General features: G+C 68.4%; 18 protein-coding genes and 2 pseudogenes. 16 read left to right on the top strand and 4 right to left on the bottom strand.

Features of this window, described 5'->3' with window-relative positions; all coding sequences use genetic code 11:
- The first annotated feature begins 20 nt into the window (after nucleotides 1-20).
- From ACHZD8_RS09280 to ACHZD8_RS09260, 5 genes are all read left to right on the top strand, one after another.
- Nucleotides 21-1,034 (top strand): LacI family DNA-binding transcriptional regulator, encoded by a 1,014-nt coding sequence (locus tag ACHZD8_RS09280; RefSeq protein WP_394770006.1) that lies wholly within the window; start codon nucleotides 21-23, stop codon nucleotides 1,032-1,034.
- Between the two features lie 171 nt (nucleotides 1,035-1,205).
- Nucleotides 1,206-1,637 (top strand): Hsp20/alpha crystallin family protein, encoded by a 432-nt coding sequence (locus ACHZD8_RS09275; protein WP_394770005.1) that lies wholly within the window; start codon nucleotides 1,206-1,208, stop codon nucleotides 1,635-1,637.
- Between the two features lie 40 nt (nucleotides 1,638-1,677).
- Nucleotides 1,678-1,974, top strand: a complete 297-nt coding sequence (locus ACHZD8_RS09270) for a hypothetical protein (RefSeq protein ID WP_394770004.1) — start codon at nucleotides 1,678-1,680, stop codon at nucleotides 1,972-1,974.
- Nucleotides 1,975-2,110: 136 nt separating this feature from the next.
- The gene (locus ACHZD8_RS09265; RefSeq protein WP_394770003.1) at nucleotides 2,111-2,947 is read left to right on the top strand and encodes an alpha/beta fold hydrolase; all 837 of its coding nucleotides are present in this window, start codon (nucleotides 2,111-2,113) and stop codon (nucleotides 2,945-2,947) included.
- A 62-nt stretch (nucleotides 2,948-3,009) separates the two neighbouring features.
- Nucleotides 3,010-3,840 carry an alpha/beta fold hydrolase gene (locus ACHZD8_RS09260; RefSeq protein WP_394770002.1) on the top strand — a complete coding sequence of 277 codons (831 nt, stop codon included), beginning with the start codon at nucleotides 3,010-3,012 and terminating at the stop codon, nucleotides 3,838-3,840.
- 8 nt (nucleotides 3,841-3,848) lie between these two features.
- On the opposite strand, the gene ACHZD8_RS09255 is transcribed toward ACHZD8_RS09260, so the two are convergent.
- Nucleotides 3,849-4,892 carry a LacI family DNA-binding transcriptional regulator gene (locus ACHZD8_RS09255; protein ID WP_394770000.1) on the bottom strand — a complete coding sequence of 348 codons (1,044 nt, stop codon included), beginning with the start codon at nucleotides 4,890-4,892 and terminating at the stop codon, nucleotides 3,849-3,851.
- Between the two features lie 97 nt (nucleotides 4,893-4,989).
- Here ACHZD8_RS09255 and ACHZD8_RS09250 point away from each other — a divergent pair.
- The 6 genes and pseudogenes from ACHZD8_RS09250 to ACHZD8_RS09225 form a co-directional block, all read left to right on the top strand.
- Nucleotides 4,990-5,814, top strand: a pseudogene (locus ACHZD8_RS09250) (carbohydrate ABC transporter permease); the annotation flags it as partial.
- Nucleotides 5,798-5,842, top strand: a pseudogene (locus tag ACHZD8_RS09245) (hypothetical protein); the annotation flags it as partial. The pseudogenes ACHZD8_RS09250 and ACHZD8_RS09245, both read left to right, overlap by 17 nt.
- Before the next feature lie 166 nt (nucleotides 5,843-6,008).
- Nucleotides 6,009-6,818 carry a carbohydrate ABC transporter permease gene (locus tag ACHZD8_RS09240; protein ID WP_394770028.1) on the top strand — a complete coding sequence of 270 codons (810 nt, stop codon included), beginning with the start codon at nucleotides 6,009-6,011 and terminating at the stop codon, nucleotides 6,816-6,818.
- A gap of 81 nt (nucleotides 6,819-6,899) precedes the next feature.
- Nucleotides 6,900-8,249 (top strand): ABC transporter substrate-binding protein, encoded by a 1,350-nt coding sequence (locus tag ACHZD8_RS09235; RefSeq protein WP_394769999.1) that lies wholly within the window; start codon nucleotides 6,900-6,902, stop codon nucleotides 8,247-8,249.
- A 91-nt stretch (nucleotides 8,250-8,340) separates the two neighbouring features.
- Nucleotides 8,341-10,101: a beta-galactosidase family protein gene (locus ACHZD8_RS09230; RefSeq protein ID WP_394769998.1), complete on the top strand. Its 1,761-nt coding sequence runs from the start codon at nucleotides 8,341-8,343 to the stop codon at nucleotides 10,099-10,101.
- 96 nt (nucleotides 10,102-10,197) lie between these two features.
- Nucleotides 10,198-10,809 (top strand): L,D-transpeptidase, encoded by a 612-nt coding sequence (locus tag ACHZD8_RS09225; protein WP_394769997.1) that lies wholly within the window; start codon nucleotides 10,198-10,200, stop codon nucleotides 10,807-10,809.
- Between the two features lie 27 nt (nucleotides 10,810-10,836).
- Here ACHZD8_RS09225 and ACHZD8_RS09220 read toward each other — a convergent pair whose 3' ends face one another.
- Nucleotides 10,837-11,145, bottom strand: coding sequence for a hypothetical protein (locus tag ACHZD8_RS09220; RefSeq protein ID WP_394769995.1), 309 nt, complete (start codon nucleotides 11,143-11,145; stop codon nucleotides 10,837-10,839).
- Nucleotides 11,146-11,321: 176 nt separating this feature from the next.
- Between ACHZD8_RS09220 and ACHZD8_RS09215 the strand changes: the two genes are divergently transcribed.
- A complete protein-coding gene (locus ACHZD8_RS09215) occupies nucleotides 11,322-11,618 on the top strand; it encodes a hypothetical protein (RefSeq protein WP_394769994.1) in 297 nt (98 codons plus the stop codon).
- Between the two features lie 12 nt (nucleotides 11,619-11,630).
- On the opposite strand, the gene ACHZD8_RS09210 is transcribed toward ACHZD8_RS09215, so the two are convergent.
- On the bottom strand, nucleotides 11,631-12,407 hold the full coding sequence (locus ACHZD8_RS09210; RefSeq protein WP_394769992.1) for an EAL domain-containing protein: 777 nt from the start codon (nucleotides 12,405-12,407) through the stop codon (nucleotides 11,631-11,633).
- 179 nt (nucleotides 12,408-12,586) lie between these two features.
- On the opposite strand from ACHZD8_RS09210, the gene ACHZD8_RS09205 reads away from it, so the two are divergent.
- Together ACHZD8_RS09205 and ACHZD8_RS09200 are read left to right on the top strand one after the other, a co-directional pair.
- On the top strand, nucleotides 12,587-13,405 hold the full coding sequence (locus tag ACHZD8_RS09205) for an alpha/beta fold hydrolase (protein ID WP_394769989.1): 819 nt from the start codon (nucleotides 12,587-12,589) through the stop codon (nucleotides 13,403-13,405).
- Nucleotides 13,402-14,817 (top strand): diguanylate cyclase, encoded by a 1,416-nt coding sequence (locus tag ACHZD8_RS09200; protein ID WP_394769988.1) that lies wholly within the window; start codon nucleotides 13,402-13,404, stop codon nucleotides 14,815-14,817. Before ACHZD8_RS09205 ends, ACHZD8_RS09200 begins: the two co-directional genes overlap by 4 nt.
- Nucleotides 14,818-14,835: 18 nt before the next feature.
- On the opposite strand, the gene sigK is transcribed toward ACHZD8_RS09200, so the two are convergent.
- Entirely contained in the window at nucleotides 14,836-15,405 is a 570-nt protein-coding gene (gene sigK / locus ACHZD8_RS09195) for an ECF RNA polymerase sigma factor SigK (RefSeq protein WP_394770027.1), read from the bottom strand.
- 252 nt (nucleotides 15,406-15,657) lie between these two features.
- Here sigK and ACHZD8_RS09190 point away from each other — a divergent pair, with 252 nt between their 5' ends.
- The gene (locus tag ACHZD8_RS09190; RefSeq protein ID WP_394769987.1) at nucleotides 15,658-16,941 is read left to right on the top strand and encodes an amino acid deaminase; all 1,284 of its coding nucleotides are present in this window, start codon (nucleotides 15,658-15,660) and stop codon (nucleotides 16,939-16,941) included.
- A 49-nt stretch (nucleotides 16,942-16,990) separates the two neighbouring features.
- Entirely contained in the window at nucleotides 16,991-18,601 is a 1,611-nt protein-coding gene (locus tag ACHZD8_RS09185) for an amidohydrolase family protein (RefSeq protein ID WP_394769986.1), read from the top strand.
- Nucleotides 18,602-18,748 lie beyond the last annotated feature (147 nt).

The following is an 18,748-nucleotide window of genomic DNA, read 5'->3' as shown; positions in this document are numbered from 1 at the left end:
CGTAGTAGACAGGCGGGGTCATGGTCAAGCTCAGCGATGTCGCCGCGCTCGCCGGGGTCTCCCCGGCGGCGGTGTCGCGGGTGCTCTCGGGCGATACGACGCTGCGGGTCTCGGCGGGCACGCGGCAACGGGTGATGGACGCGGCGCAGCAGCTGGACTACGTGCCGAACCACGCCGCCCGCTCCCTGCGCACCTCCCGAACGAGCACCATCGCCCTCGTGGTGCCGGATGTCACCAGCGCCGTGTTCGCCGAGCTCGCGAGAGGGGCGGAGCACGAGGCGGCTCCCCGAGGCCTCGCGATCGTGCTCGCCCGGGCCGAACGCCTGCAGGACGACAGGGACTGGCTGCGCCGGCTGGTGGGGGAGGGCCGCATCGATGGGGTGATCCTGCAACTGCCCGATGGCACGCCGCCGGCCGATCTGGACTCGCTCGTCGTGCAGGACACCCCGATTGTGGTGATCAACTCGGTGGACGACGGGCCCCTCAGCACCATCGTGCTCGATGACGCGGCCGGAATCCGCCTGGCGGTGGAACACCTGCGGCACCTCGGCCACACGCGAATCGGCCTGGTCGGGGGTCTGGCCGGCAGCGCGACCGGCGCCCGTCGCGAGGCGGCCTTCCGTGTGGCCATGGCCGACGCGGGGCTGCCGACGGAGGAGGCGTGGATGACGCGGCTCGGCTACGCGGGCACCGACGGACGCGCCGCCGCGGTTCGGCTTCTCGAGAGCCCCACGCTGCCGACCGCCCTCGTGGTCGCCAACCTCAACGCGGCCCTCGGGGTGCTCGCCGAGATCCACGACCGAGACCTGCGAGTGCCGGGGGACATCTCGATCGTGGCGATGCACGACGTCTGGTACGCGGATGCCACCTGGCCGCCCATCACCACGGTGAAAATGCCGCTGAGCGACCTGGGCGCCGCGGCCGTCACCGCCCTCGCGGACAGTGACTCCGGGGTGACACATACGGTGCTCGCGTCGCCGGCGCCACAACTCGTCGTACGCCGATCGACGGCGGCCCCGCGCGCCGGCGGCTAGCCCCGGCGCGGGCCGCTCACCGCGGTACGGCCTCCGGCCCCGAGAAGCCACTGCCCCGATTTTTCAGCATTTTTTGAGCTTGTCGGCCTTGAGACCGGCTTCCCTCTGATGTTAGAAAATTAGTGGGTTGAGTCACTCGGACTCACGTTTCTAGAAAGGGGAATCCTCATCATGGCTATGTCTTTTGATCCTTTCAACGAACTGGATCGCCTCGCCTCGGCTCTGCTGCAGTCGAACCGAGGGCAGCGGCTCATGCCCGTAGACCTCTACCAGGACGGCGGGCAGTACATCCTCAACGCCGACCTGCCGGGAGTCGACCCGGGGTCCGTCGATGTCGACGTCGACGGCCAGCTGCTCACCATTCGAGCGCAGCGCACCGAACCGACATCGGACGGCGCGAAGTTCCTCGCCAGGGAACGGCCGTACGGATCGTACTGGCGGCAGTTCACCCTGGGGGACGGCGTCGATGTCGAGCGGATCAGCGCCCACTACGACAATGGCGTGCTCAGCGTGGTGATCCCGGTCAGCGAGAAGGCGAAGCCGAGGAAGATCGAGGTCGGCTCCCGGGCGAACGCGCAGGAGCAGATGACGATCTCGTCCTGAACCGGCCAGCCGAAGCATCAGTGAGGGGAGGTGTGGCGACATGACCATCGCGAACTTCGCGTCGCCGCCGGTGGATGAGGAGCGGGTCCTGGCCTGGCTGGACGACCAGGACCTGGTCGATCTGGTGTTCTTCGAACTCGTGAGCACGATCCGACCCTCAGTAGTGAGCACCGGCATGCTCGCGCTCCCTCCGCTGCGGAATTCGACCGCGGGGCCCTACCGCTCGCCAGGAGCGGCGGGTGCCGGCTCCGGGGGCGACTGTTGGGCCTGGGAGAGATCGCCGCCGACGTCTGGTCTCGGGCGCTGGCCTCGGGCACCGGTCTCGGCCGATTCCTAGCGGGCTCGGATCCATGGCCGGCTCAGATTCATAGCCAGCTCAGATTCATAGCCAGCTCAGAGGCTCCGGTTGCACGATGGTGTTTTCCGACTTTCCGATGCGGCGTTGCCTCGGCCACCGAGGCGAGGAGCCTGTAATGAAGAGACCGCAGGAGAGACCGTCGGACGCGACCCGGTCGGGGCAGCCCGACCGGGGCGCGCTTCGCAACGGGATGCCGTACCTCCGTGCCGGGTCGGGCAGCCCCCTCGTGTACCTCCCCGGTATCGCCGGCGGCAATCGCCCGGCCAACGCCCTGGGTCGGCGGATCCAGGGCGGCCAGATCGCCCTGCTGGCGCGCCATCACGAGGTGTGGTGGATCGGCCATCGCCCCGGGCTGCCGCCGGATTCCGACATCGCCGCGGTGGCCGCGGAGTACGCGGACGCCCTTCGGCATCGATTCGGCTCTGCCGTCGACGTGATCGGTGTCTCGACGGGCGGGAGCATCGCGCTGCAGCTGGCCGCCGACCATCCTGAGGTGGTCAATCGTCTGGTGGTGGTGTCATCCGCCTACCGCCTCGGCCCGAGCGGTCGTCTCGCCCAGCAGCGCACGGGCGCCCTGCTTCGGGCGGGCCGGCCGCAGCGGGCCGCCGCCGAGCTGATGTCCCTGCTCGGCAGAAACTGGGTGGAGCGCAACGCGATGACGGTGGCCGGCCTGATGCTCGGGCCGATCGTCGTCGGCAAGGACGACCCGAACCTGCTGGTGCTGCTCGACGCGGAAGACGAGTTCGACCTGCACGGCCGGCTTCCCGAGATCACGGCGCCGACGCTGGTTCTGGGCGGTGACTCTGACGGCTTCTATCCCGAGAGCCTCTTCCGGGAGACGGCGCTCCGCATCCGCTCGGCACGGCTCGTGCTGTACCGCGGGGTCGGGCACATGACGACCCACGGCAATCATCGGCTCGCCGCCGACGTGCGTGCCTTTCTCGACGGCTGACGCCGCGCCCGCGCTCGCCGAGCACCCTTTTCGCGAGGCGAATCGTGTACTACCGTCAAATCATGCCCGAGTACCGTGGGGCGGATGACGCCGAACTGTTCTTCGAAGACAGGGGAGATGGGCCGCCCATCGTGGTGTTGGGCGGGGGTGCACCAGGTCACCCCGACTACCTCGAAGACCTCGCCGGACTGGGCGACCACTACCGCCTGATCGTGCCGCATCTCCGCGGGGTCGGGCGCTCACCCTCGACCGATGGCGACCTCGGGGCGTGGTGGCACGAGTCAGCGGACATCGACTGCCTGCGCAAGCAGCTCGGGCTCGACCGCCTCACCATCGTCGCCCACTCGTCCGGCACCCGGCTCGCGATCTCCTACGCGGTGCAGCACCCCGAGCGGGTGGCCAGGATCCTGCTCATCACCCCACCGTCCGCCTACCTGGTGGATGAGCCGTCCGACGTCCCGGAGATCGCGGCCCGACGGTCCGATGCCGCGTTCGTGGAGGCCTACCGGCGGATGCACGCCGAGTCGCCGAGCGATCAGGCGAGTCTCGAGGCCTGGACCGAGGCCACGGCGCCGGTGGGCTATGCGGCCTGGGGCGAGCGGCAGCAGCTCCACTCCCGGGTGGGGTCGGCGAACTACCGGGTCAACCGCACCTGCTTCAGCGTCGCGCCACCGGCCGATCTCGCTGACCGGCTCGCCGTGGTCGAGGCACCGGTGCTGGTGATCGCGGGGGCGGAGGACGCGCTCACCGGCGCCGCTCCCGCCGTGGCGCTGGCGCGACTGTTTCCCCGCGGCACCGCCACCGTTCTCGACGGCTCGGGCCACTACCCCTGGGTTGACCAGCCATGGGGCTTCCTGGCCGCGGCCCGGCGCTTCCTCGACGAGCCGGGCTGAGCTTGTCGCTAGTCGACCTGCGGCGGAGGGCCGGTGCTGGCTCGGAGCACCAGCCGCACGGGCAGGATCGACCGAACGGGCACGATCGGTGCATGCTCGATCTCCTCGAGGAGGATCTCGATGCTGCGCTGGCCGACGAGGTCGAAGTCCTGGTGAACAGTGGTGAGCGGCGGCCAGAACGAGTCGGATTCGGCCATGTCGTCGAATCCCACGATGCTCACGTCCTGCGGAATCCGTCTCCCGCTCTCGTGCAGGGCGCTCATGATGCCGAGCGCCATCGCGTCGTTGGCGGCGAAGACCGCGGTGATCTCTGGGCGGCGGGCGATCTGCAGCCCCAGGGCGCGACCGGATGCCGCGGTCCAGTCTCCACGAAAGATCGGCGGCACCGGCCTGCCCTGGGCCTCGAGGGTGTCGCGCCACGATTCGTGGCGGCGGCTTGCCGGGTATGAGCCCTCCGGCCCTGCCACGTGCCAGACCGTGTCGTGGCCCAGGTCCAGCAGGTGCTGCGTCGCCAGCCGCGCGCCCTCGATCTGGTCGTTGTCGACGACGGGGTAGTCGGCGCGGGCTCCCGAGTCCACCACCACTACGGGCAGCCCCGGCGGAAGCTCCACCTCGGAATTGTCGACGAGGTGCGCCTCGATCAGCAGGATGATGCCATCCACCGCCTGCTCGACCAGGTTCGTGAAGGCGGAGCTCACCGCTTCCTGGGTTGGATCTCGCACCGGCACAAGCGTGATGGAGTACCCGGCCGCCGCGGCGGCCACCGCGATGCCGTCGAGCGTGCGCATGTTGCCGTAGGTGGACAGCGTGAACATGGTGATGCCGATGTTGCGGAAGCGGCCGGACCGAAGCGCGCGGGCGGCCTTGTTCGGGCGGTAACCGAGCGTCTGCATGGCCTGCACCACGCGCTCCCGGGTGGCCGGCTCCACGTTGGTGAGGCCGTTCGCCACCCGCGAGACGGTCTGAGCCGACACCCCGGCGCGCTCGGCGACGTCGGCCATCGACGGACCGCGGGCGGGGCGAGGGGCTCGCGAAGGGATTGTCTCGGTCATGATGGCTTCATCCTAGGCCTTGCATGTTCACGTCAACATGCTAGTGTGACCCTGCGGATGTTGACGTAAACATCCGAGTGTTCGACGGGAAGAAACCATGACATCGACGTCCATAGTCCGGCTGGCCCAGCGGGCCACACCGGCGCGGCGAAACCGCCGCGACTGGCGAGGCTGGGCCTTCGTGGCCCCGTTCATGCTGGTGTTCCTCGCGATGATCATCGCCCCGGTGGTCTACGCGATCGGCCTCAGCCTGTTTCGTGAGCAGCTCTTCGGCGGTACCGTCTTCGTGGGCCTCAACAACTACCTCGCCGTCTTCCAGGATGCTAAGTTCTGGCAGGCGCTCGGCCGGGTGACCCTCTTCCTCGTCGTGCAGGTGCCCATCATGCTGGCCCTGTCGCTCACGGCGGCGCTCGCGCTGGACAGCGCCCGACTGCACGGGGCGGCCTTCTTCCGCATCGCGATCTTCCTTCCCTATGCGGTGCCAGGAGTGGTCGCCGCACTGATCTGGGGCTTCATCTACGGCGACCAGTTCGGCCTGACCGCGGGGATCAACGACCTTCTCGGTGCGAAGGTTCTCGAGCCGTTCAACGCGCAGGCGATTCTCGCGTCGATCGGCAACATCGTCACCTGGGAGTTCATGGGCTACAACATGCTCATCTTCTACGCGGCCCTGCGCGTGGTGCCCACCGACATCTACGAAGCGGCGGAGATCGACGGCGCCGGGGCGATGCGCACCGTCTTCAGCATCAAGATCCCCGCGCTGCGCGGCGCGATCGTGATCGCCACCATCTTCTCGATCATCGGCAGCTTCCAGCTCTTCAACGAACCCAACCTGCTGAAGATCCTCAGCCCCAACGTGATCACAAGCTACTTCACGCCGAACATGTACGCCTACAACCTGTCATTCGCCGGGCAGCAGTTCAACTACGCGGCCACGGTGGCCATCGTGATGGGCGTGATCACCGCGGTCATCGCCTACGTCGTGCAACTGCGCGGCTCCCGGCAGGAGAACATCTGATGGCCGTCACCACGCTCGCCAATTCGCCGCGCGCCCAGCTCAGGGCGGCACGCAAGCGCGACCCCCGCCAGCGGCGATCGGTGGTGCTCACGATCGTGATGGCACTCTTCGTGCTGTACTCCGTGGTGCCGCTGTTCTGGCTGATCATCAACGCCACGAAGAGCCAGCCCGACCTGTACTCCACCTTCGGGTTGTGGTTCGGCAAGGACTTCAACCTCTTCCAGAACGTCGTCGACACGCTCACCTACCGCGACGGCATCTTCGTGAAGTGGTTCGGCAACACGCTCCTCTACGTGGTGGTCGGGGCCGGCGGCGCGACCCTGCTCGCCACGGTTGCCGGCTACGGGCTGGCCAAGTTCACCTTCCCGGGCAAGCGGGCGGTCTTCGCCGTGATCCTCGGCGCCATCGCCGTGCCTGGCACGGCCCTGGCGGTGCCGACCTTCCTCATGTTCAGCCAGGTCGGGCTCACCAACACGCCATGGGCGATCATCCTGCCCTCGCTGATCAGCCCGTTCGGGTTGTACCTGATCTGGACGTACACGATCGACGCGGTGCCGACCGAGCTGCTCGAGGCGGCGCGGATGGACGGCTCCGGCGAGTTCCGCACCTTCTTCACGATTTCGCTCCGGCTGCTGGCGCCGGGTGTCGTGACTGTGCTGCTTTTCGCCATCGTCGCAACCTGGAACAACTACTTTCTGCCGTTGATCATGTTGAGCGACCCCACCTGGTACCCGCTCACCGTCGGCCTCAGCCAGTGGAGCGCCCAGGCCACCGGGGTCGCGGCGCAGCCGATCTACAACCTGGTGATCACCGGCTCGCTGATCACCATCATCCCGATCGTCGCCGTCTTCCTCCTGCTGCAGCGCTACTGGCAGTCGGGACTGGCCGCGGGAAGCGTCAAGCAGTAACGGGAGACCGCTGCTCGATCGTGCACCACCCCTCCCAGGGCGTCCTGCCCATCCTCATCCCGAAGAAGTGAAAGGAACACCATGAAGATCACGTCACGCACAGTGTCGTTGTCGCGTCGAATCGCCGCGATTGTGGTCGCCAGCGCCCTCATCGGCACCGCCCTGGCCGGCTGCGCGAGCAACTCGTCCGGCACGCCGACCGGCTCCACCGACGTCGCCGCGGCCCTCAAGAAGGGCGGAACCATCACCTACTGGTCGTGGACCCCGTCCGCCGAGGCGCAGGTCGCGGCGTTCGAGAAGGCGTACCCCAAGGTGCACGTCAAGCTCGTCAACGCCGGCACCAACACCACCGAGTACACGAAGTTGCAGAACGCGATCAAGGCAGGCTCCGGCGCACCGGATGTCGCCCAGGTCGAGTACTACGCGATCCCGCAGTTCGCGCTGAGCAAGTCCCTCGTCGATCTCACGGCCTACGGCTTCGACTCCCTGAAGAGCGCGTACACGCCGGGACCGTGGAGCTCCGTGAACGTGGGCGGCGGCCTCTACGGCCTGCCGCAGGACTCCGGCCCCATGGCCCTGTTCTACAACAAGACGGTGTTCGACAAGTACGGCCTGACGGTTCCCACGACCTGGGATGAGTACATCGCCGATGCCAAGAAGCTGCATGCGGCCAACCCGGATGCCTACATCACGAGCGACTCCGGCGACTCCGGGTTCACCACCAGCATGATCTGGCAGGCCGGCGGCCGTCCGTTCACCTCCAACGGATCAAAGGTGAGCATCAACCTCCAGGACGAGGGCAGCAAGAAGTGGGCCTCCACCTGGAACGAACTCGTCGACAACAAGCTGCTCTCTCCCGTTCCCGGCTGGAGCGATGACTGGTTCAAGTCCCTGGGCAACGGCAATGTCGCCTCCCTCATCACCGGGGCATGGATGCCCGGTGTGCTCGAGTCCTCGGTGAAGGACGGTTCGGGACAGTGGCGCGTCGCGCCCACGCCGACCTACGACGGAAAGCCGGCCAACTCCGAGAACGGCGGCGGGGGACAGGTGGTGCTCAAGCAGAGCAAGAACCCGGCACTCGCTGCGGGCTTCCTCAAGTGGCTGAACAACAGCCCCGAGAGCATCAAGGTGTTCCTCGCCTCCGGCGGATTCCCCTCGACGACGAACGAACTGAACTCCGACGCCTTCCTCGCCGACGCCCCGGACTACTTCGGCGGCCAGAAGATCAACGAGGTTCTCGTGCAGGGAGCGAAGGACGTCTCCACCGGATGGTCGTACCTTCCGTACCAGGTCTACGCGAACAGCATCTACGGGGACACCGTCGGCCAGTCGTACGTGTCCGCCGGTGACCTGAACACCGGACTGGGAGCCTGGCAGAAGTCGCTTGCCGACTACGGTAACCAGCAGGGCTTCACCGTCACCACGAAGTAGTACCGCCTCGGTGTGCGGCCGGCGGAGCCAGCAGGTTCCGTCGGCCGCTCGCCGCGCCCACCACCACCTCACGCCCGAAGGACCGAGAAGCATGGACACATTCGAGATCGAGGGCGACGACTTCGTTCTGAACGGCCGACCGTTCCAGGTCCTCTCCGGGGCGATCCACTACTTCCGTGTGCACCCCGATCAGTGGGCGGACAGGATCCACAAGGCGAGGCTCATGGGCCTCAACACCATCGAGACCTATGTGCCCTGGAACTTCCACGCCGCGACGCCGGACTCGTGGACCGACTCCGGGCACGCCGATCTCGACCGGTTCCTGCGCCTCATCCAGGCCGAGGGGATGTACGCCATCGTGCGGCCCGGCCCCTACATCTGTGCAGAATGGGACAACGGTGGACTGCCGGCCTGGCTCTTCGCAAACCCGACGGTCGGCATCCGCCGAGACGAGCCGCAGTTCATCGCTGCGGTGACGACCTACCTCAACCGGGTGCTCGGCATCGTCGCGCCCCTGCAGATCGGCAACGGCGGCCCGGTGATCCTCGTGCAGGTCGAGAACGAGTACGGCGCGTACGGCGACGACGCCTCCTACCTGCGAAGGCTCACCGACATCACCCGCTCGGCGGGCATCACCGTTCCTCTGACCACGGTGGATCAACCGCAGGACGACATGCTCGTCAACGGGTCGCTTCCCGAGCTGCTCAAGACCGGCTCGTTCGGCTCCCGGGCAGTGGAGCGGCTGGAAACCCTCCGAAGGAACCAGCCGACCGGTCCGCTCATGTGTTCCGAGTTCTGGGACGGCTGGTTCGACCACTGGGGTGCGCATCATCACACCACCTCGGCCGAGGAGTCGGCCGCGGAACTCGACGCGTTGCTCTCCGCGGGCGCCTCCGTGAACATCTACATGTTCCACGGCGGCACCAACTTCGGGTTCACCAATGGCGCGAACGACAAGGGGGTGTACCAGCCCATCGTCACCAGCTACGACTACGACGCGCCCCTCGACGAAGCGGGCGAGCCCACCGCCAAGTACTGGGCGTTTCGCGAGGTGCTCGCCAGGCGCTCGGCCGTGCCCGTCGAACTGCCCGCCGTGCGCGTTCCGGCCCCGACCTTCTCGGTGGCCCTCGACTCGGCGGTGGGCCTCTTCTCGGTCGCGGACCGCCTCGGCACGTGGTCGTGGTCCGACGGGCTGCGATCGATGGACGAACTGGGACAGTACGGCGGATTCGCTCTCTACTCCCACGAGATCGACCTCGACCGCACCGCGGTGCTCGAGATCGGCGAGGTGCGGGACCGGGCATACGTCTTCGTCGACGACTCGCCCATCGGTGTCCTCGCCCGCGACCACCACGACCGCAGCATCAGCGTGCCGGCGGGACGCGGCACCCTCTCCCTGCTGGTTGAAGACCAGGGACGAGTCGACTACGGCGGCCGGATCGGCGAACCGAAGGGGCTGATCGGACCGGCGCTGCTCGACGGCGGCGCCCTGCAGCGCTGGGGCGTTCTCCCCCTTGACCTGCGATCCCTTGCGCCGGTGGCGGCCGCGCTGGATGCCGGCGCTGATCATCCGCGTTCCCTCAGCGGGCCCGTGTTCGCGCGCGGCCACTTCTCCCTCGCCACCGTGCATGACCTGTTCCTCGACACCTCTTCGTGGGGAAAGGGAGTGGTCTGGGTCAACGGATTCTGTCTCGGTCGGTACTGGTCGCGCGGTCCGCAGCGCACCCTGTACGTGCCCGGCCCGGTGCTGAATCCCGTACTGAACGAGATCCTCGTGCTCGAGCTCGAATCGGCGGCCGGGGCGGAGGCGCGATTCGTCGCTGAGGCGAACCTCGGGCACACCGACTTCTAGTTGTACCGGGGTGGCGTCGAATCAGGCTTTGCCCAGTGCCCACCTCTAGAATCGGTCGTGATGGGGAGAAGTGCCCCGGAGGACCAAGAGGAAGCCATGACCAACCTGCGACGAGTTGCCGCCATTGCCGGAGCGGCGGCCATCCTGATGGCCATGGTGGGGTGCAGCGCCGGAGTCCGGGCTCATTCAATGGCCGTCGTGGGGCCGACCACAGTGGCCACCCCGACACCGGTGGCTGTCACGCCGACGCCCGTCGCAGCCCCGTCACCGCCGCCGGTCCCCGTCTCTGCCGCCTGCGCCGGAACACCCGTCGGTACCAAGCACATCTACGTCAGCATCGCCCAGCAGCATATGTGGGCGTGCGACGGGGCCACGCTGCTTACGGAATCCGCCGTCACAACCGGCGCATCGGCGCTGAAGAATGTGCACGACGCGACCCCCGTCGGCACCTTCCACATCATCAACAAGGTGCGCAACACCGTTCTCGCCGGCCACGATGTCAACGGTTCCTGGAACGATCACGTCGCATACTGGATGCCTTTCTCCGGCGGCGACGGATTCCACGACTCGCCTTGGCAGACGTTCCCCCTCGGCAGTCCGCTCTACACGACCCAGGGCTCCCACGGCTGCGTCCACCTCCCCCTCGACGTGATCGCGACGCTCTTCGCCTGGACGCCCGTCGGAACCGCGGTCACCATCCGCGCCTGACCAGCAGGTTCTCGGAGTCCGAGGGAGCTAGAGCGAGCCCTTCGTGTCCGGATCGACGCCCAACTGGAGACCGGATGCCTTGCCCGCCGACGCGAGGAGGGATTCGATCCAGTCTCGATCGATCGTCGGTATCTTCGATCCGCTGTAGAAGATGTGCAAAGGAACGCCGTTGTCGATCCAGATGGCGTGGCGTCCGCTGCCTCGCTCGACGGGCTGCAACCAGGAGAGGAAGAAGTCCTCGCCGCGGCGGAGCTTCGTGCTGATCACAATCTGCAGGTGAACGAGCACCCGATCGTCGAAATCGAACTCTTCACCGGCGTACGACAGAATGCCCACGGAATCGCCTCACGACTGTGCGCAGCTTCTGCTCGCCACAGTAGGCACACTAGCCGCCCGTGGCGCGAGTCACCGGCCGACTGCCCGCTCGGGCCGAACTGGGGCCGCCGCCGAGGGGCGACCTGAATCCGGTCGGCCGCGATAGCCTTGGGCGCACGGCCGTGAGTGATTCCGGCATGCTTCGAAAAGTTAGGGCTCTCGTGATCGTGAACCGACTCACCGTCGACGGCAAGGACTACTTTCTTCCCGACCCGGTCACGGAGCTGCGCGCGCAGATTCTCGCCGCCATTCGGGCGGGCGGGGGCTACGTCACCATTCCGCCGCTAAAGTCAGGCTCGGGGGTGGACATTCTCTTCTCGCCCGGAATGCCGGTGAGCTGGACCCAGCTCGACGTGGGAGGCGGCGCGCCCGCGACGCGGGACGAACAGCTGGCGGACGATGCCGGACTCACTGTGGACGAGCTGGGGCTCTAGACCCGCCGGACCTCAGCCGTTCTCCGCGGGCCGCCTGTCCTGGTCGGCGAGGCGGGAACCCATCAGCGCCGCGGGAACGGGCCGGCCGATCAGGAATCCCTGCGCTCGGTCGACGAAGGCGGCGCGAGCGCGTTCAAGCTGACGCGGTGTCTCAATCCCCTCCGCGACCACCCGCAGCCCGCGATCCCGCAGGAGCGCCACGACACCGTTCAGCATCACGGCACCCGACGCCGAGTCGTCTCGCATGAGCGACCCGTCGATCTTGACCTCCGTCGTCGGCAGCGCCGCGACACGTTCCACCGAGGAGTGCCCGGTGCCGAAGTCGTCGACCGAGATGGTGACGCCGCGGCCACGAAGGCGCTCGAGACGGGCGGCGACTCCGGGCACGTCGGAGATCGACCGGGACTCGGTGATCTCGACGGTGAGCAGGGCCGGGTCGAGCGACAGCGCATCGAGCATCCCGGTGAATCGCGTGAAGAAACTGCTCGTGGCGAGCTGGTCGGCCGACACATTGAAGGCCACCTCGGTGTCGAGTCCCCGCCTCGTCCACGCATCCGCGAGTCGGCAGCTGGTCTCCATCATGAAGTCGCCGATCTCGCAGATCAGACCGTTGTCTTCGGCCAGCGGGATGAAGTCATCGGGAAGCAGCATGGGCCGGTTCGCCGGTCGCCACCGGCACAGCGCCTCGACGGCGACGATGCGATCGGAGGCGAGATCGATCTGCGGTTGATAGTGCGCGACGATCTCGCCTCGGGCGACTGCGCCGCGCAGCTCCGAGGTCAGTCCCATGGTTTGCTCGCGACAGGGGCGCAGAAGGAAACACTCACGCTGCCCAGCTTGGGGTGCCGAAGAAAATTGTTCAACGGCCAGTTGCGGGGCGCATTTCACGGGTATGATGAGCGCCCGACCGCTTCGCCCAAGGCGCCCTGCGCCCGACGGTGGTGTCGCGGCCAAACGAGGAGCGCTGAATGACCGTGACGCCCTCGGCCCCTGCCGGGCCCCGACTGCGAAACAACGTCACCGTGCTCGGGAACCCTGCGCATCGGCCCATCGTGTTCGCGCACGGCTTCGGGTGCAGCCAGGAGGTCTGGCGCGATGTCGTGCCCCACTTCGCCGACGATTACCGGGTGGTGACGTTCGACAACGTCGGCGCGGGCGGATCCGATCTGACCGCGTACGACCCCGGCAAATACGACTCGCTGCACGGCTACGCCGACGATGTGCTCGAGATCCTGGCCGACCTCGATCTGCGCGACGCCGTCTTCGTCGGGCACTCGGTGAGCGCGATGGTCGGGGTACTCGCCGCCACCCGCGATCCGTCACGCTTCGGCGCGCTCGTGCTCGCCGGTCCATCGCCGCGTTACGTGAACGAGGCGGGATACACGGGCGGATTCGACAAGGAAGACATCGACTCCCTGCTCGACGAACTCGACTCGAACTACCTCGGCTGGTCGACGGTGATGGCGCCGGCGATGGTGGCAAACCACGACCGGCCGGAACTCGCCGAGGAACTGACATCGAGCTTCTGCAGCACCGACCCGGCCATCGCCCGGCACTTCGCCCGCGTCACCTTCCTGTCTGACAACCGCCGCGATCTCTCTCTCGTGAGCACGCCAACTCTGGTGCTTCAGTGCACGGACGACATCATCGCGCCGCAACCCGTCGGCGCGTACGTGCACCGCCAGATCCAGGGGAGCACCCTGGTGCAGCTGTCGGCAACGGGGCACTGCCCGAACCTGTCTGGCCCCGACGAGCTCGCCAGGGAGATCCGGAAATTCCTCGCGTGACGATTCCCGCGCCCGAGTCGGCCGAGGACTCGTTCGAGGAACTGTACGAGAGCGCCCCGTGCGGGTATCTGTCCATGACCGTCGACGGCGTGGTCGTCAAGGTGAACGACACCTTCCTGGCCTGGACCGGGTTCAGCCGCGAGGAGGTGGTCGGCACAACGATGCTGCACCTCCTCACGGTGGGGAGCCAGCTCTTCTACGAGACGCGGTACATGCCGGTGCTCCGACTCCAGGGCGAGGTGAGGGAGGTGGCGTTGACCCTGCGTCGGGCGGAGGGAGGCACGCTTCCCGCCCTCGTCAACTCGACGATGGTCGCGGGCCCGCACGGCCCGCGCCTGGTTCGCACCGCGATCTTCGATTCGACCGGGCGGCAGGACTACGAGCGGGAGCTGCTTGCGGCCCGGCGGTCGGCGGAGAGCTCGGAGGAGCGAGTGCGCGTGCTGCAGGGCGCCTCGACCGCCTTCGGCGACGCGCACACGGAGGAGGCCCTCGCCTCGGCCCTCGTCGAGACGGCGCGATCCGCGTTTTCGGCGACCGCGGCGGCGGTGATGCTCGTGGGCGAGGCATACTCGCTGCAGCTCGTCGCGGGGGTGCACCCTCTTCTCGGCGCGATCGCCGATGGCGCGCCGCGACCCGAGACGGACTCCATCTCCAGCGATCGCGGGGTCACGATTTCCGGTCTCGACGACGCCCGTGCCCGCTATCCCGCCGTTGCGGAGGCCCTGCGCACCCACCGGCTCGAGGCGCTCAGTGTGACGCCGCTCCTCGACGAGGGGAAGCCGCTCGGAGTCCTCGTCTGCTTCTTCGGCAGGGCACGCGAATTCGACGAACGCGCACTCGAATTGCAGGATGCCCTGGCCCGCCAGGCCGCCCAGGTGCTGAGCCGTGTGCGGCTGCAGCGCAGGCTGGAACAGCTCGCGCTCTATGACGAACTCACCGGCCTCGCGAACCGCACCCTGTTCACCGAGCGGCTCGGCCAGGCGATCGGGTCGGCGCACCTGAGCGGCCGACCCCTCGCGATCATCTTCTTCGACCTCGACGGCTTCAAGGCCGTGAACGACGAGCGGGGGCACATTGCCGGGGATTCCGTGCTCAGGCAGGTGTCGCACCGGCTCCATGAAGCCGTGCGCGCCGACGACGTGGTCGGGCGATTCGGTGGCGACGAGTTCGTCGTCATCTGCGAGGATGCCGATGAGCACGCGGCACTGACGATCGCCGCACGCATCGGCGACACGGTGCGCCGACCCCTGGACGACATCCCGCAGTCGATCACGGCCAGCATCGGAGTGGCGGCCTATTCCGGCAACGGCGGCACACCCCCGACCGTGGACGACCTGCTGGCCGAGGCCGACGCCGCGATGTACCGCTCGAAGACGACCGGGAGGGACCGCGTCAGCATCCTGCGGCTGTGACCAGCGCAGCGCCAGAGCTCAGGCGGTCAGCTTGTCACGCAGGCTCGCGAGGCCGTCGCGGATTCTGGTCTTCACCGTTCCCACCGGCACGCCGAGCCGGAGGGCGATCTCTTTGGTGGTGAGCCCGCCCACGTAGGCGAGATCGATCGACTCGCGCTGCAGGGGCGTCAGTCGAGCCAGGGCACCCATTGCCCGGGCGTGTTCCAGGCGCACCTCGACCGAAGTCGATACGTGGTCGTACTCGATCTCCAGGTCCCGGATGCCCACGACGAGATCCCTGGTGTGGCTCGCCTGGCTGGCGCGCACCCGGTCGACCGCGCGGCGATGGGCGATCGTGAGGATCCACGACAACGCGTGGCCCCTTCCCCGGTCGAATCGAGGCGCCGTCTTCCAGATCTCGAGCAACACCTCCTGGGTCACCTCTTCGGACTCCGAGTGGTCGACAAGACAGCGCCGCACGACCCCGAAGACTCGCGGGACCACGAGGTCGTAGAGGCGGCCGAAGGCGCGTCGATCGCCCAGACCCACGAGCTCGAGGAGCTCGTCCACGGTCGGTGTCTCGGGCTGCTGAAGTTCATGGATAGTGATGTCGTCCCCTAGACATTCCGTGTCGCGAAATGAAGCACCGCTGCGCAACACCTGATGCTAACCGCGTGAATTCGGCCGCCGCGGGGGGTTGCGCTTTAGCGACACGGTGTGTACAAGCGAGGCCGGGGGCCGTGCGGAGTCGCCCGAGCGGCGTGCTAGACCTGTAGCAGCGCCGAGCGCGCGGTCTCTCGACTCGACACGGGTTGCGGGGCACGACGACCGCGACCGCGAGGGTCGCGGAGGGGATGAATCGTGGCCGTCTCGACTCTTGACAAGTCATTTCCTCCGGCGAGCTGGGGCCTGGCGGAGACCGACCTCGCGGCGGCCGGGCTCCCCCTCCACCGCTTCCAGACGCCCGTCCTCACCCTCGATTCGAGCGCCATGGCCTCGAACGTCGAGGCCATGGCGCGATGGACGCGGGACGCCGGTGTCGCGCTCGCGCCCCACGGAAAGACCACGATGGCGCCCGACCTCTGGCGGCGGCAGCTTGACGCCGGGGCGTGGGGGATCACGCTGGCGACCGCGTGGCAGGTGCAGGTGGCGCGATCCTTCGGGGTGGAGCGCGTGATGCTGGCCAACGTCCTCGTCGACCCGGTCGGCCTCCGCTGGGTCGCCGCGGAGCTCGCCGCGCATCCGGAGTTCTCCTTCATCTGCTGGGCGGACAGCGTGGAGTCGATCGAGCGCATGGTGGCCGAGCTCGGCGACGCGCGACCCGATCGCCCGGTGCGGGTGATCGTGGAGCTCGGCGCGGAGGGCGGCCGCACCGGCGCGCGGACCGTGGGGGAGGCGCTGGAGGTGGCTCGCGCAGTCGATGCCTCGCCGGCGCTCGCCCTCGCCGGCTGCGGCGGGTACGAGGGAGCCCTCGCCCACGACCGGAGCGCGGAGGCGGTCTCCCGCGACGTGGGCTACCTGGACGACGTGGCGCGGCTGCACCTCGAACTCGAGGCGTCGGGGCTCTACCGCCACGGTGAGGCGATCGTGACGGTGGGCGGCAGCGCCTACTTCGATCTCGTCGTCGATCGGCTGGGCGGGCTGGCGAGCTCGCCTACCGGTCCGGGCGTCGACACCACGGTGGTGCTGCGGTCGGGGGCCTACCTCGTGCACGACGACGGGTTCTACCGCGGCATCACGCCCTCCGGGGCGGGCTCCGACCGCGGTCCCGTGTTCCGGTCGGCGATGCACGCCTGGGTGCGTGTCGTGTCGCGCCCCGAACCGGGACTCGTGATCTTCGACGGGGGAAGGCGCGACCTGCCGTTCGACGAGGGGATGCCCCAGGCGCAACGGGTGAGCGGCGCCGACGTCGACGCGGGCGAGAGCATCTTGCGCGGGAGCCGGGTGACCGCGCTCAACGACCAGCACGGCTTCCTCCGTCTGCGCGACGACGCGCCGGCCGACGCGTTGCCGGTCGGCAGCGTGCTGCGGCTCGGCCTCTCGCACCCCTGCACGGCCCTCGACAAGTGGCGTCTCATCCCTCTGATCGACGACGCGGATGCCGCCCTGCCGACCGTGGTCGGCGCGGTCAGGACCTACTTCTAGTGGCCGGGCTTCTCGTGGCCGGGCTTCTGGTGGCCGGTCCGGTCTGCCGATGACGGGCGCGGTCGCCTTCCGGGGCGCCACGGTGATCGACGGTACCGGCGCCGACCGGTTCGTGGCCGACGTGGTGGTTCGCGACGGGCGGGTCGAGTCCGTCGCGCCCTCGAGCGCGGGGCCCGAGTCGAGGGTCATCGACGCCCGTGGTCTCGTTCTCGCTCCGGGTTTCATCGATATGCACGCGCACTCCGACCTCGCTGTGTTCATCGAGCCCGGCCACCATCCCAAGATCGGCCAGGGTGTCACCACCGAGCTGGTGGGCCAGGACGGCCTCGGCTACGTGCCGGCCGACGATCGCACGATCGCCCAGGTGCGCCGTCAGATCGCCGGCTGGAACGGCGCCGCGACCGAACTCGACCTCGACTGGGGCACGGTGGCCGCCTATCTGGGGCGGCTCGATCGGGGCGTCGCCACGAACGTCGCCTGCCTGGTGCCGCAGGGCAACCTGCGGCTCATGGTCGTCGGGCCGCACGATCGTCGCGCGACACCCCTCGAGATCGACCGCATGCGCGGCGTGCTCGACCGGGGCCTGCGCGATGGCGCGGTGGGCTTGTCGAGCGGTCTCAGCTACACGCCGGGCATGTACGCGGACACCGACGAGCTCGTGGCGCTCTGCGCGACGGTGGCCGAGCACGGGGGATTCTTCGCCCCGCACACGCGGTCCTACGGCCTCGGTGCCCTGGAAAGCTATGCCGAGGCCATCGAAATCGCGGAGCGGGCCGGCTGCGCGCTGCACCTCACCCACGCCACGATGAACTTCGCCGTGAACCGTGGACGAGCCGGCGAGTTCCTGCGCCTCGTGGACGATGCCCTCGACCGCGGCTGCGACATCACCCTCGACTCGTATCCGTACACGTCGGGGGCGACGACGCTCGCCGCGCTGCTTCCCGCGTGGTCCACCTCCGGGGGAGTGGATGCCACCCTCGCGCGGCTGCGGGACCCGGCGGACCGGCGCGCGATCGGCCTGGCCGTGAACGTGACCGGGTCGGACGGATGCCACGGGCTCACCGTGGAGTGGGACACGATCGAGGTGGCTGGCGTGGCAGACCCGAGCCTCGAGGAGTTCGTCGGCCAGACGGTGGCCCGGCTCGCCGAGACGTCGGACCGTGCCCCGGTCGAGGTCTTCTTCGAGCTGCTGCTGCGCGACTCGCTCGCCACGACCATCCGCCAGCACGTGGGCGACGAATCAAACCTGCGGCTGATCATGCGGCATCGGGCGCACACCGGCGGAAGCGACGGCATCCTCGTGGGCGGACTGCCCCATCCGCGCGGCTGGGGCACCTTTCCGCGCTATCTCGGCCACTACTGCCGCGACCTCGGGCTGTTCAGCCTCGAGGAGTGCATCCATCACCTCACCGGACGGCCCGCCTCCCGGCTTCGGCTGAGCGAGCGCGGGCTGGTCCGCCCGGGGTATGCCGCCGACCTCGTGCTCTTCGACCCGCTCACGGTGCGGGACGTGGCGACCTACGACCACCCGAAGCGTGCCCCGGAGGGCATCCGGAGCGTGCTCGTCAATGGAGTTTTCGCGATCGACGACGGGCAGCCGACGGGTGCCATCGCCGGGGGAGCCCTGCGGCTGCGGGGCGAGCTCGGCGCCGTGGCGTGAACGTGAGCCGGGAGGCTGCGTTGCGGACCAAAGCCTCTGGACTGGCGGTCGGCGGGGGAGTAAATTCGCCCCACGAGAGGTGAGATGCCTCCCTGTCGGCCGCGGGAAGCGCGGATCTGTAGGATCCTCCGTCGTGCGATCCGGCCT

The sequence above is a fragment of the Lacisediminihabitans sp. genome, assembly GCF_043726815.1.
Classification (GTDB): Bacteria; Actinomycetota; Actinomycetes; order Actinomycetales; family Microbacteriaceae; genus Lacisediminihabitans.
The sequence above is the reverse complement of the archived record's forward strand: the minus strand, read 5'-3'. Positions and strand labels throughout refer to the sequence as shown.

Excerpts from the sequence above, each read along its gene's own strand:
- ACHZD8_RS09280 (WP_394770006.1), top strand. The coding sequence starts at position 21 with ATGGTCAAGCTCAGCGATGTCGCCGCGCTCGCCGGGGTCTCCCCGGCG.
- ACHZD8_RS09265 (WP_394770003.1), top strand. The coding sequence starts at position 2,111 with ATGAAGAGACCGCAGGAGAGACCGTCGGACGCGACCCGGTCGGGGCAG.
- ACHZD8_RS09225 (WP_394769997.1), top strand. The coding sequence starts at position 10,198 with ATGACCAACCTGCGACGAGTTGCCGCCATTGCCGGAGCGGCGGCCATC.
- ACHZD8_RS09270 (WP_394770004.1), top strand. The coding sequence starts at position 1,678 with ATGACCATCGCGAACTTCGCGTCGCCGCCGGTGGATGAGGAGCGGGTC.
- ACHZD8_RS09230 (WP_394769998.1), top strand. The coding sequence starts at position 8,341 with ATGGACACATTCGAGATCGAGGGCGACGACTTCGTTCTGAACGGCCGA.
- ACHZD8_RS09240 (WP_394770028.1), top strand. The coding sequence starts at position 6,009 with ATGGCACTCTTCGTGCTGTACTCCGTGGTGCCGCTGTTCTGGCTGATC.
- ACHZD8_RS09235 (WP_394769999.1), top strand. The coding sequence starts at position 6,900 with ATGAAGATCACGTCACGCACAGTGTCGTTGTCGCGTCGAATCGCCGCG.
- ACHZD8_RS09210 (WP_394769992.1), bottom strand. The coding sequence starts at position 12,407 with ATGGGACTGACCTCGGAGCTGCGCGGCGCAGTCGCCCGAGGCGAGATC.
- ACHZD8_RS09260 (WP_394770002.1), top strand. The coding sequence starts at position 3,010 with ATGCCCGAGTACCGTGGGGCGGATGACGCCGAACTGTTCTTCGAAGAC.
- ACHZD8_RS09205 (WP_394769989.1), top strand. The coding sequence starts at position 12,587 with ATGACCGTGACGCCCTCGGCCCCTGCCGGGCCCCGACTGCGAAACAAC.
- ACHZD8_RS09215 (WP_394769994.1), top strand. The coding sequence starts at position 11,322 with ATGCTTCGAAAAGTTAGGGCTCTCGTGATCGTGAACCGACTCACCGTC.
- ACHZD8_RS09255 (WP_394770000.1), bottom strand. The coding sequence starts at position 4,892 with ATGACCGAGACAATCCCTTCGCGAGCCCCTCGCCCCGCCCGCGGTCCG.
- ACHZD8_RS09275 (WP_394770005.1), top strand. The coding sequence starts at position 1,206 with ATGGCTATGTCTTTTGATCCTTTCAACGAACTGGATCGCCTCGCCTCG.
- ACHZD8_RS09185 (WP_394769986.1), top strand. The coding sequence starts at position 16,991 with ATGACGGGCGCGGTCGCCTTCCGGGGCGCCACGGTGATCGACGGTACC.